General features: G+C 40.2%; 11 protein-coding genes. 6 read left to right on the top strand and 5 right to left on the bottom strand.

The genetic code is table 11. The annotated features are described in order from the left end of the window. Positions 1-5: 5 nt before the first annotated feature. The 3 genes from KTI78_RS11005 to phnX are packed head-to-tail and all read left to right on the top strand — an operon-like array spanning position 6 to position 3,226. On the top strand, positions 6-1,160 hold the full coding sequence (locus tag KTI78_RS11005; RefSeq protein WP_262446118.1) for a TIGR03364 family FAD-dependent oxidoreductase: 1,155 nt from the start codon (positions 6-8) through the stop codon (positions 1,158-1,160). A 26-nt stretch (positions 1,161-1,186) separates the two neighbouring features. Further along, positions 1,187-2,374 carry a 2-aminoethylphosphonate--pyruvate transaminase gene (gene phnW, locus KTI78_RS11010; RefSeq protein ID WP_262446156.1) on the top strand — a complete coding sequence of 396 codons (1,188 nt, stop codon included), beginning with the start codon at positions 1,187-1,189 and terminating at the stop codon, positions 2,372-2,374. 36 nt (positions 2,375-2,410) lie between these two features. Continuing rightward, a complete protein-coding gene (phnX, locus tag KTI78_RS11015; protein ID WP_016144908.1) occupies positions 2,411-3,226 on the top strand; it encodes a phosphonoacetaldehyde hydrolase in 816 nt (271 codons plus the stop codon). 206 nt (positions 3,227-3,432) lie between these two features. Here the strand turns inward: phnX and KTI78_RS11020 are convergent, their stop codons facing one another. Then, complete coding sequence (locus KTI78_RS11020) at positions 3,433-4,683, bottom strand: MFS transporter (protein WP_262446120.1); 1,251 nt, start codon at positions 4,681-4,683, stop codon at positions 3,433-3,435. A 61-nt stretch (positions 4,684-4,744) separates the two neighbouring features. Continuing rightward, positions 4,745-5,896 (bottom strand): acyl-CoA dehydrogenase family protein, encoded by a 1,152-nt coding sequence (locus tag KTI78_RS11025; protein WP_262446121.1) that lies wholly within the window; start codon positions 5,894-5,896, stop codon positions 4,745-4,747. Between the two features lie 331 nt (positions 5,897-6,227). On the opposite strand from KTI78_RS11025, the gene KTI78_RS11030 reads away from it, so the two are divergent. Together KTI78_RS11030 and KTI78_RS11035 are read left to right on the top strand one after the other, a co-directional pair. After that, a complete protein-coding gene (locus KTI78_RS11030; RefSeq protein WP_262446122.1) occupies positions 6,228-7,445 on the top strand; it encodes a CaiB/BaiF CoA transferase family protein in 1,218 nt (405 codons plus the stop codon). Positions 7,446-7,630: 185 nt separating this feature from the next. After that, positions 7,631-8,476: an IclR family transcriptional regulator gene (locus KTI78_RS11035; protein ID WP_013198245.1), complete on the top strand. Its 846-nt coding sequence runs from the start codon at positions 7,631-7,633 to the stop codon at positions 8,474-8,476. 65 nt (positions 8,477-8,541) lie between these two features. Here the strand turns inward: KTI78_RS11035 and KTI78_RS11040 are convergent, their stop codons facing one another. Continuing rightward, the gene (locus KTI78_RS11040; protein WP_262446123.1) at positions 8,542-9,351 is read right to left on the bottom strand and encodes an enoyl-CoA hydratase; all 810 of its coding nucleotides are present in this window, start codon (positions 9,349-9,351) and stop codon (positions 8,542-8,544) included. 230 nt (positions 9,352-9,581) lie between these two features. Between KTI78_RS11040 and KTI78_RS11045 the strand changes: the two genes are divergently transcribed. Beyond that, positions 9,582-10,553 carry an NAD(P)H-dependent flavin oxidoreductase gene (locus KTI78_RS11045; RefSeq protein ID WP_262446124.1) on the top strand — a complete coding sequence of 324 codons (972 nt, stop codon included), beginning with the start codon at positions 9,582-9,584 and terminating at the stop codon, positions 10,551-10,553. 59 nt (positions 10,554-10,612) lie between these two features. Here the strand turns inward: KTI78_RS11045 and KTI78_RS11050 are convergent, their stop codons facing one another. Both KTI78_RS11050 and KTI78_RS11055 read right to left on the bottom strand, forming a co-directional pair. Next, positions 10,613-11,785 carry an MFS transporter gene (locus KTI78_RS11050; protein WP_262446125.1) on the bottom strand — a complete coding sequence of 391 codons (1,173 nt, stop codon included), beginning with the start codon at positions 11,783-11,785 and terminating at the stop codon, positions 10,613-10,615. Between the two features lie 63 nt (positions 11,786-11,848). After that, entirely contained in the window at positions 11,849-12,691 is an 843-nt protein-coding gene (locus tag KTI78_RS11055) for an IclR family transcriptional regulator (RefSeq protein ID WP_000081482.1), read from the bottom strand. Between the last annotated feature and the right edge of the window lie 69 nt (positions 12,692-12,760).

A 12,760-nucleotide genomic window follows, 5' to 3' on the forward strand; every position in this document is an offset into this window, starting at 1 on the left:
GTCTTATGAATAACGTACAATTTGATTTAATTGTTGTCGGAGCCGGTATTTTAGGTTTGTCCGCTGCCATACAAGCGCAGGAACAAGGCTTAAAAGTTTGTATCTTCGAGAAAAATGCTCAACCAGTGGGGGCAACTCGCCGTAATTTTGGCATGGTCGGAACATCGACATTAACGCACCCTGAGCAATTGTGGCGAAAGTATGCCCTTGAAACGCGTTCTTTTTATCAGCGTATTCAAGCTGAAACTGATATTTCATTTGCTCAAAGACAAGGTATTTATCTCGCCAATACGGCACTTGAATGGCAGGTTTTAAATGAGTTTGCCGAGCGTGCAGGCAAGTACCAGATTCCGGTTCATTTGCTTAGCCATGAGGAACTTGTCACCCAATTTTCCTATTTAAACCCCGAGCAGCAGTTTCAAGGCGGTTTGGTTTTTGAAGAAGATTATTCGGTCGAACCGCATGTGATTGGACAGCGACTGTTGGCATATGCACAAAGTAAAGGTGTAGAGATTTATACCAATGCTTGTGTAGTACAAACCAAATACCAGCAGGAAAAGTGTCAAGTTCATCTGACAAATGGCGAGATTTATCGGGCAAATAAAGTTTTGATCTGTCACGGTGAAGTGATTGATGTTTTATATCCAGATCTTTTACAAAGCTTGAACCTGAAACGTTGTGGCTTACAAATGGCCCTGACTCAACCATTTCAACAAAAATTAAACGCTTCTCTTTATTCAGGTTTGTCGATTTCGCGCTATCCAGCCTTTGAAATTTGCCCTAGTCATGCAGAGCTGGTTAAAGCGTCACAACGAGGGTTTGTTAAAGAATTTGGGATTCATATTCTGATTAAACAAAACGAATTTGGTGAACTCATCATAGGTGATAGTCACGAATACCATCCGCTTGATGAAGCGCCTCAATTTGAGCAACGCGAAGACATTAATCAATTTATTCAAGCCTACTGCCACGAAAAACTGGGGCTGACCTTACCTCCGATTCAAAAGCGTTGGAATGGTTATTACCTCACCCATGAACATGAGCTGGCCTGTGTCACTGAAGCTGAAAAGAACATTTTTCTGGTGAGTGGGATTGCTGGCAAAGGCATGACCACAGGGGCTGGATTTATGAAAGAAATATTAGAACAAAATATTTACTAGTTTGTCATCTGGTTTAAACCAGATTGGTGTATATTGAAATTAACGTGAACGAAACGAGTAATCTTATGAACATGCAAACACAACTCGATATGGATTTAGAAAACAAATATCTGCTTTTGACACCAGGTCCATTATCAACTTCTGCAACGGTCCGCCGTGCCATGCAAAAAGACTGGTGTACTTGGGACCAAGAATATAATTCGCTTGTACAAGATATCCGCTATCGACTGGTCAACTTAGCAACCAGTCAACCTGAAAAATATAGGGCTGTGTTAATGCAAGGCAGTGGAAGTTTTGCGGTGGAGTCTGTGCTTGGTTCCGCTATTCCGCGTGATGGCAAAATCTTGATCATTAATAATGGCGCTTATGGTGCACGTATGGTGCAAATGGCGCGTTGCTTAAATATTGAAGTGATAGAGCTGAACTATTTAGAAACTCAAACACCAGATTTACAAGAGATTGAGCGCGTTTTACAAGATAAAACCATTAGCCATGTTGCTTGTGTGCACTGTGAAACCACCACAGGAATTTTAAATCCGATTCAAGATATTGGCCGTTTAGTTAAAGCAGCAGGAAAAATCTGGATTGTAGATGCGATGAGTTCATTTGGCGGTGTGCCAATGGATATCACGGAGCTTGAAATTGATTTTCTGATTTCAAGTGCGAATAAATGTATTCAAGGTGTGCCGGGCTTTGGTTTTATTTTGGCGAAACGTGATTGCCTAGAAGCGTGTAAAGGTTTGGCACGTTCGGTCAGCCTCGATTTATATGACCAGTGGAATACCATGGAACAGCATAACGGTAAATGGCGCTTTACCTCGCCAACCCATGTAGTACGTGCATTTTATCAAGCCTTGCTTGAGCTTGAGGCAGAGGGTGGAGTAGCTGCACGTTATCAACGATATTTACAAAACCAGCAAACATTATCGCAAGGTATGCAACAGCTTGGTTTTGAATTGGTATTAGGCAATCAAGCACCCCAATCACCAATTATCACCACATTCCTTTACCCGACAGATGAAACATTTAGCTTTCAGACCTTTTACGAAACCTTGAAAAAATCAGGCTATGTGATTTATCCGGGCAAAGTCACCGATCTTAACTGTTTCCGTATTGGCAATATTGGCGAAGTTTATGTTCATGACATTGAAGGGCTTCTTGCTGCAATTGCGAGTTACTGCGAAAGCCACTTAAACCAAGTTGTACCAGCATAATTTTTATTAAATCATTAGCATTGAAGGTAATACATCATGAAGACGAACAATACACAAATTCAGGCTGTTGTTTTTGACTGGGCTGGCACAACAGTAGATTTTGGCTCACGCGCACCCATCTTGGCTTTTATGGCTTTATTTAAAGACAATAAAGTTGAAATTACGGTTGAAGAAGCTCGTGCGCCAATGGGTTTGGAAAAACGCGATCATATTGCTGCCGTTTTAAAAATGCCGCGCGTAGCAGCAGCATGGCAGGAGGTATATGGGCAGCCTGCAACAGAGGCAGATATTGACCGTTTATATAAAGACTTTATTCCTTACCAATTAAAATCGATTCCCACATGTTCTGCTTTAATTCCGGGTGCATTGGCGACTTTTGAAAATATTAAAGGTCGCGGTGCAAAAATTGGCAGTAACACAGGCTATGCATCAATGATGATTGGGCGATTGGTTAAAGATGCTGCCGATCAGGGCTATCGACCGGACTGTATTGTTACTGCCAGTGATGTGAAATTTGGTCGTCCGTATCCTGAAATGTTATGGAAAAACTTAATTCAACTTGATGTATCAGACATCAAAACTGTTGTAAAAGTGGATGATACCGTGGTGGGTATTGATGAAGGTTTAAATGCGGGATGCTGGACCGTAGGACTTGCGATTAGCGGCAATGAGGTCGGTTTAAGTTATGAAGAGTGGAGTGCATTATCAGCTGATGAACAAATTGTTCTAAAAGATAAGGCCTATCGAAAAATGAATGCGTCAGGTGCTCACTATGTGATTGATAGTGTCGCAGACTTGCCAAATGTTTTAGATGATATTGAACGCCGTTTAGGACAGGGTGAACGACCTTAAATATAGTTTAGATCAATATATTTTTAAGCTTAGCTCCCTTGGGAGCTAAGCTTACCTAAAAAATTAAAATGAAGAGTAATAAACTCTACATACGTGGAAATAAGGAGCAACCTTGCGGATTAAACTCCTATTTTTCTCTAACTATCTAAACATATGCTCCAATAGTTAGTTCCATCACCACATATAGATATATGTAATGAATCTCTTTACGACTTTTGTGGGTCGTATATTTTTTCTTTAATGAATAGAGCAGGGATCACACCACAAATTAGGTAAGCTGCACCCATCACGACAAAACCTAGACCAATAGATCCGCCGGATGCTAAGAGGCCGATAGTTGCAGGAGCTAAGGCTGCGCCTAAACGTCCAACATTATACGCGCCGCCAATGGCTGTACCGCGAATAGCTGTCGCAAAACTTTCGGTCATATAGGTTGCATTTACGCCATAAGGGATGCCATAGAGGAAGCCGAAGGTAATGAGTAAATAGAGAATGTTGCTTGGCGAGTTATAAAAAACAATTAGCGGTAAGAAAATAGCAGTACCGATTGCACCGAATGCATAGGTAAAGCGACGTCCTAATTTATCAGCCATCATGCCTGCAAGGACCTTACCTAAAATCATGGCGGTATATGTACCTACCATATAAGCCGTCATTTCTTTGAACTTCATACCCAGTTCACTTTCTAGATATGACGGCATCCAGTTATTTACACCATAGTAGCCAAACTGTAGGAAGCCCGCAGTTAATGCCCATAAGATAAACATATTACGGTTTCGTTTATCTTGGAAAATAAGCTTAAATGCTGAAGACTTCGGAGCGTTTTGCGCCAAAACAGGTTGTTGTAGTCGAGACTTTTGCCATGCTTCTGGTTCGGGTACCAGAATATGCATGAGAACAGCAATAACGACGGGAATAATGGCAACATAAAACAGCATACGCCAGCCATGATCAGGAATAATCCAACCTGCAAGTAAAGTCGCAACAATATATCCAACAGTCCAGCCAGCTTGTAATGTTCCAAGGACTGTTGTGCGGTAACGTGTTGGTACATATTCGGCCATGAGAGTATTACAGGCGATATAGAGTGAACCTAAACCCAGTGACGCAAAAAATCTTAAAATACCAAACTGCAGAAAGCTTTGAGTAAAACCTAAGCCACAGGTGAGGAGCGAGAAAATTAAAATAGAAATAACCACAATGCGCACACGACCAAATTTATCGCATGCCCATCCCCCAAAAATGCCACCAACAGCCATACCTGCTAATGTAAAACTGCCAAGCATACCTGCCTGTACTGAACTTAATCCAAAATCTGCCTTAATACTATTTAAGCTATAAGATAGCAGCATCAAATCTGCACCATCTACCAACAGTGCCAGAAATGCAAAAATAAAAGCTATTTTCCACGTATGAGGTTGTATACGAGAAAGACCTTCTTTGTAATTTGTAGCCATAATCCATTACCTACATTTGATTGAAAGTACTTCAAGTCGTTTTAAAGTGCTTAAAATTTGATTAAGACGCAGCGCGAATCATGTTTCGGGCAATAATCACTTGTTGAATTTGAGTGGTCCCTTCATAGAGACGGAACAAACGAACATCTCGATAAAAACGTTCAATTGCATATTCACTGATGTAACCTGCACCGCCGTGAATCTGTACACAGCGATCGGCGACACGACCACACATTTCGGTTGCAAACATTTTTGCGCATGAAGCTTCAGTGCTAACGTTATGTCCGGCATCGCGTAGGCGTGCAGCGTCTAAGACCATACATTTAGCGGCATAAATTTCGGCTTTTGAGTCGGCAAGCATGGCTTGAATGAGTTGAAATTCGGCAATAGGTTGTCCAAACTGCTTGCGTTCGATGGCGTAATTTAAAGAGTCGTCTAGCATTCTGGTGGCTGCGCCAACACTTAAAGCAGCAATATGCAAACGGCCTTTATCGAGCACTTTCATGGCCGTTTTAAAACCAACACCTTCCACGCCACCAATGAGTGCTGAGGCAGGAATACGACAATTTTCAAAAATCACATCACAGGTATGGGCACCTTTTTGACCCATTTTTTTATCGCGTTTACCAAGTGAAATGCCTGGGGTTTGGCTATCAACAATAAACGCAGAAATACCACCAGCACCTTTAATATCAGAATTTGTACGTGCCATGACTGTAAATACGCCAGCATGGGGTGCATTGGTAATAAAGCGTTTAGTGCCGTTTAACACATAAAAATCGCCATTTTTTACTGCACTGGTTTTTAAAGAGGCTGCGTCCGAGCCTGCGTCTGGTTCGGTTAAACAAAAAGAACTGATCACTTCGCCACGCGCTAAACGTGGCAAGAAAAATGATTTTTGTGCTTCCGTCCCGTCAATAATCAGGCCACTTGAACCAATACCATTATTGGTTCCAATCAGAGAGCGAAAAGCAGGAGAGGTACGACCTAATTCAAAAGCGACATAGACCTCTTCTTCCATTGTTAGGCCAAGACCTTCGTACTCTTCAGGAATGGTTAAACCAAATAAGCCCAGCGCTTTCATTTGTTCAACGATGTGTTGAGGGATTTCATCCGTTTCAGCGACTTCATTCTCATGAGGAATTAATACACCTTCAACAAATTGTCGAATCATATCAACAAGTTGATCTAAGGTTTCCTGATCTCGAATCATAGTCTCGTCCTTTTACTACATGCAAAAAAAATCAATGTGATGTTCGTAAAATCATCAATATTTGAAGCGATAGTAATCAAAGGATGAACGTAAAACAATATATTTTGAAAATTAATTTCGCAATGCGATACTTTGTTGTTGTTTTATGTTTGCCTAATTTATTGATTTATTTAAGCTATATTTTTCTATGAAAAATCATTATTTTTAGTGGAAAATTAAAGTTTGATTTTTAAAATGAGCTGTGTATATTAAAAATATATATCGCTATGCGAAATTTTAAATGGATAAATTTTCCAATAGGAAATGAGTCACAAAATATAGTGGGATGAAGATGGGTGCTTTAAATGGAATTCGGGTGCTCGACTTAAGTCGGGTATTGGCTGGACCTTGGTGTGGGCAGATTCTCGCCGATTTGGGCGCAGAAGTAATCAAGATTGAAAGACCGAAAGTTGGTGACGATACTCGTTCTTGGGGGCCACCTTGGATGAAAAATGACTCAGGCCAAGACACTCAAGAAGCTGCTTATTACCAGTCCACTAACCGCAATAAGTTATCGGTTGCTATCGATATTGCCAGTCCTGATGGACAAGAGCTAATTAAAGCCCTCATTCAAGACACCGATGTCGTGATTGAAAACTACAAAGCGGGTTCTTTGAAAAAGTACGGTTTGGACTATGAGTCTTTATCTGCCATTAACCCTAAACTGGTGTATTGCTCGATTACAGGCTTTGGTCAAACTGGCCCAAGAGCAGAAGAACCCGGTTATGACTTTATTATTCAAGGCATGGGCGGACTCATGTCAGTTACGGGTGAACGTGATGATTTGCCGGGTGGGGGGCCACAAAAAGTAGGGGTCGCATTTTCCGATTTAGCCACAGGTCTTTATTCTACGATTGCCATACAAGCTGCTTTACTCAACCGCCATGTAACGGGTTTAGGTCAATACATTGATATGGCTTTGCTTGATGTTCAAATTGCCACAATGGCAAATCAGGGAATGAACTATCTTTCATCGGGTAATATCCCGAAGCGTTATGGCAATGCACATGCCAATATTGTGCCTTATCAGGTATTTAAAGCTTCTGATCGTGATTTTATTATCGCGTGTGGAAATGACACTCAGTTTATTCAGCTTTGTCGAAGTATTGGGTTACCCGATTTACCAAATGATGCACGTTTTGCCCGAAATGCAGATCGAATCAAACACCGTGAGGAAATCATCGGGATTTTATCAAAACACTTTTTAACTAAAACGGCAGATGAATGGGTAGATGCGATCTACGCTGCTAAAGTTCCGGTAGGTGTGATTAATAACTTGGAACAAGCTTTCCAAGAGCCGCAAGTGATAGCCCGAGAAATGCTGGTCGAAATGAATCATCCTCAACGTGAAAAATTGAAGGTCATTGGGTCACCAATCAAACTCTCTAGAACACCTGTTGAGTACAAAACAGCACCTCCGTTGTTAGGAGAACATACTCAGGCGATTTTAGGTCGAGTGGTTTCTTCAGAAAAACTAGCTGAGTTGAAAGAAAAGGGCGTAATTGGATAAGTGGCATAAAGCGAGGGGTTAAAATTATATTTAAAATCAGAAAATAAAATATTTAACCTTTTGCTTTAACGAGTTAAATGAAGTTATTTTTTAAACGCAGACTAGGATGTTTGCTCTTTTGCTATTTATAGAAAAAATAGATTATAATTTTCGCAGTGCGAAACAAAATATGGATTGGTATGACAATGAATGATGCAGTAGATGCAGAACCGACAGAAAAATTATTAGCGCCGTTAAGGCATGAATTATTACATCCGATTGAAGACATGCAGGATGAAAATGATCGCCAATTTATTACTGCATTAGCACGTGGTTTAGAGCTATTACGTTGTTTTACGCCTAAGCATCAGCATTTGGGCAACCAAGAGCTTGCTCAGATGACAGGTTTGCCAAAACCAACCATTACTCGCCTTACACATACCTTGTCTCGTTTGGGCTATATCAAACAAGTACCCAATTCAAGTAAATTCCAGCTTTCAGTAGGGGTTCTTGCGTTTGGTTATTCCATGCTATCTAACGTGTCAATTCGCTCTATTGCTCATCCATATATGAAAAATTTGGCAGACTATGCGGGCGCTGCTGTAGCCATGGCAACACGCGATCGACTGAATATGATTTACCTTGATGTAGTACAAGGTAAAGGCAATATGACCATGCGCCGTCAAGTTGGAACCTATTTACCGATTCATTTAAGTTCGATGGGACGGGCCTGTTTAGCTGCAATGCCTGAAGATGAACGAGAGTTTCTGCTAGATGCCATTCGTAGCAAACATAAAGAAGACTGGATCAAAATTAACCGTGATCTAGACAAGGCTTTTAAAGACTACCAAGATTTTGGATATTGTTTTTCGATCGGTGAATGGCATAAAGATGTCAATTCGGTTGCGGTTCCACTCATTCATGAACAACATGGTTTACTAGTATTTAACTGTGGCGGTCCAAGTTTTATTATGAACCGTGAAAAGCTTGAAGAAGATATTGCACCACGTCTTTTACATATGGTGAATAATATTCGCACCGAAATTAGCTAAACCAATCTGATTTACTTATAAAAGCCAGCTTTGAAAATCAAAGCTGGCTTTTTAGTAGGCGAACTTTAAGCTGTTTGCTTGTGAAAGTTCGGTTTTCTTTTTTCTTTGAAAGCATTTAATGCTTCTTTAAACTCGGAACCTTGCAAACAATGCGAGAAAATAGTCGACTCATGATCAATACGATTGAGTAGATCATCAATTGGCATATCTCTTAGTAACTTTTTACTGAGCTGTAAGGCTTGACTTGGTTTGTGAGCCAGTTTAGTTGCTACATCTTCAACGACTTGATCCAACTCAGTTGCCTCAAATATTTCATTCAATAAGCCATAATTCTTTGCTTGATCTGCCGAAAACTTTTCACCGAGTAAAATAATTTCTGAAGCACGAGCAAAGCCCAATAATCTTGGCAAGATATAACTTGAACCTGCTTCAGGTACTAGTCCCAAGTTTACAAATGGGAATTGGAAAATAGAGTTTTGGCTTGCATACACAAGGTCGCAATGTAGAAGCATGGTGCTGCCGATGCCAATGGCCACACCATTTACTTTGGCAATAATTGGTTTTGGAAAGGTTGCCAAGCTTTTTAAGAAAACAATAGAAGAAGGCGGTTCGGAACTGGTTGTATCGCGTGTTTCGAATGCGTTGACATCATTGCCGCTGGTAAACGAAGAACCTTCACCAGTAAGCACAATCACATGAACGTCTTGATTGGTTGCAGCCTCATCTAATGCCTGACTTAGGGCCGCATACATTTCGTAATTAATCGCATTCTTTTTAGTGGGATTACTCATGGTGAGCGTTAGTATATTTTTATCAAAAAACTGTTGAATTGAGCCTGTTTTAAGCATGTTTTGAGTTCTATTGTCCTGCTGCATTATTCATTCCTTTAAATAACTTTTCGTCTAAAATTTAAACTGATTAAAATGATGCTATCGGAAAATAATTCCGTTATCAATTATTTTGTTTTATATTGTGGTATAAAATTTTGTATTGTGAAATTTTTACCTTAAATTACTTTAAATGAAGACAGGATTTATGCGTAAATAAGCATCTAGCTCTGCTAAGGAAGTGAGAAGCTAGCTATAAAACATTGAGTGGAAATAATATGAAGACCAAAATTACAGAATTATTTGAAATCGAGCACCCAATTATTCAAGGCGGTATGCATTATGTGGGTTTTGCAGAGCTGGCTGCTGCGGTTTCAAACGCGGGCGGTTTAGGCATTATCACTGGCCTGACTCAACGCACTCCTGAAAATCTGGCAAAAGAAATTGCACGTTGCCGAGAAATGACCGATAAGCCTTTTGGGGTAAATTTAACCTTTTTGCCTACGGTGAATACCCCTGATTATCCGGGTTTTGTAGAAGCAATTATTAAAGGTGGTGTAAAGATTGTGGAAACAGCGGGGCGTAATCCCGAACAGGTCATGCCTTATTTAAAGGCTGCTGGTATTAAAGTAATACACAAATGTACTTCGGTTCGACATAGCTTAAAAGCTCAGCAAATTGGGTGCGATGCAGTTTCTGTAGATGGTTTCGAGTGTGGTGGGCATTCTGGTGAAGATGACGTGCCCAATATGATTTTATTGCCTTTAGCTGCCGATGCATTAGAAATCCCGTTTGTTGCTTCAGGTGGAATGGCAGATGGACGCTCACTCGCCGCTGTTTTAGCGATGGGAGCAGATGGAATTAATATGGGAACGCGCTTTATTGCGACTCAGGAAGCTCCCGTACATGCAAATGTGAAACAGGCGATTTTAAATGCAACCGAGCGAGATACACGTTTAATTATGCGTGCGTTACGTAATACTGAACGTGTCATGAATAATGCTGCTGTAGAAAAAATCGTGGCAAAAGAAAAAGCACTCGGCGATAACATTAAATTTGAAGATATTATTGAAGAAGTTGCTGGTGTTTATCCAAAAGTCATGATTGATGGTGATGTTAATGCAGGTGCATGGTCATGCGGTTTGGTCGCAAGCTTGATTCATGATATTCCGACATGCGATGAATTGGTTAGTCGAATTGTCAAAGATGCAGAAGATATTATTCGCGGACGCTTATTAGGACTTTTATAGATTTATCCTAGCTTCTATAACTCATTATTAGTCTAATTTATATAAGATCAGCACAAGTTTTAATAGTGCTGATTTTTTGCATCACTCACACAATAATAAAGGCATAGTACGGCAAAAATTAAGCCTAAAATACAGACACCCATCCATCCGTAGTGTTTCCAAGCATAGCTTCCCGCTGTTGTGCCTAATGCGCCGCCAGCAAAGTAACCTGTCATATAAATCGCATTAAACCGTGAGCGTAATTCTTGATTAAGTTTAAATACGATACTTTGGTTGGTGACATGAACAGCAGAAAGTGAAGAGTAGAGAATGAGTAAAGCAATAATATAAAAGGCGAAATGGTAGGCTAAAAGTGAAAAAAGAATCCAACTTAAAATAAGCCCAATGCCGCAATAAATTGAAATTTTGTGGATATAGCCTTGGTCAATAAATTTGCCTGAGAAATTGGCAACGAACGTTCCTAACACACCAACAAAACTAAAAAGCCCAATGGTAAAGTCACTAAAAAAATAGGGTGCTGGAGCCAGAAGCAACGACATGGTGGTAAAGGTTAAACTCACACAAGCAAATGTAAAACCACCAATATAAGTTCTAGTCCTTAAACGTCGATTTTGAATAAAAATCTGCGGAAGCGAGCGGATGGTTTTTGCATAGTTTTCAGATTTAGTCGGTGGAAATAACCCAATATTACGATGCAAAATAAAGGCAATAACAAGTAATAGAAAACCACTGACCAGATAAATAATATTCCATGCAAAAAGCGTAGACATCAGCCCTGAAAGGGAACGGGCGAGTAAAACCCCCATCATCAGTCCGCTCAGTAAAAAGCCAACCACACGACCGCTTTGTTGAATCGGAACCAGACTTGCAGCAAGGGGTAATAACAATTGAGCTGAACTGGAAAATAGGCCTGTAATCACAGTACCAAGCAGTAAAAGATAAATATTGTGTGAAAAACCGCTAATAATTAATCCACTTGAAGCCAATAACATAAAGATAAATAGCAGCTTGCGTTTTTCTATTATGTCGCCCAACGGCATTAAAAAGAGTAAGCCACATGCGTAGGTGATTTGGGCTAGAGTTGGCACCCACGCTGTAGTTGTTTCGGTTAAATCTAGGCTTACACTAATTGAATGAATAAGTGGCTGACTAAAATAATTTCCGCCTGTACAAATGCCTGCGGCAATCGCCATTAAAATAATGGTTGGGGTATAGAGTGCGTTTTTCATCATGCCTTAGTCATAATGAAAGAGGAACTTTAACCATCACAACCATTACTTTTCTAAGTACGGTTGTCAGTGCGTTTCATTCAAAGCATCTTGAATATTGTGCACCATATGGATTAAACGTGGTCCAATTTCACCTTCAAGTTTTTCGGGATTTAAATGAAAACTTGGCGCACCACAGTTAAAAACATAAAGACCATGTTTGGAGCTGACTAAAGGTACAGCCACCGAGTTCACTTCTTTATGCCACTCGCCTAAAGACAAACAATATCCATAATCTTGGTAATCACGGAAAGCTCGTTCTAAAGAACGTTTTATAGCTGGCCAGTTTTCGGGATTCTTTTGTTTCAACGCATCGAGTAGAAAGTTGCGCTCACGTTCAGGAGTCGCAGCCAAGCATGCTCGTCCCATAGAACTGCTATGCAGTGGTAAAGTCGAACCAATTGGACGGCGCATATTTAATGCAGTTTCAATTTGCACAACATCGATATACACCATATTTAAGCGGTCACGCGTTGCCATCGCTACAGGTGCTTGAACATACTGACTCATCTCTTCCATATATTGATGAGCAATATTGCGAATCGAGATGTTAGATAATGCTGCGTATCCTAAAGATAAGACACCAATATCTAGTGTGTATTTGGTCGAATTAGGCAATTGTTTTAAATAACCTAATGACACAAGGGTATTGGTAATACGTGCAATGGTCGGTTTCGGTAAACCTGTCATTTTTGCTAATTCTTGGTTACCAAGCACCTGATTATTTGCAGAAAAGCATCTTAAAAGTTCTAAACCGCGTGCTAAAGAAGCAATAAATTGTGGGTTATTTTCCCGATGTATATGCGAAATAGGATCTAAACGTATCTCATCAAAATTTATTGGTTTTTCAGTTTCCGTGTTTTGAGACATTCGATCCTCAAATATAATTAAAGCAATAGTTTTGCCATTATATTTCGCTCTGCAAAATAAATCCATTCA

It is taken from the genome of Acinetobacter sp. WU_MDCI_Abxe161 (genome assembly GCF_025514355.1).
In the GTDB taxonomy this organism is placed as follows: Bacteria; Pseudomonadota; Gammaproteobacteria; order Pseudomonadales; family Moraxellaceae; genus Acinetobacter; species Acinetobacter pittii_E.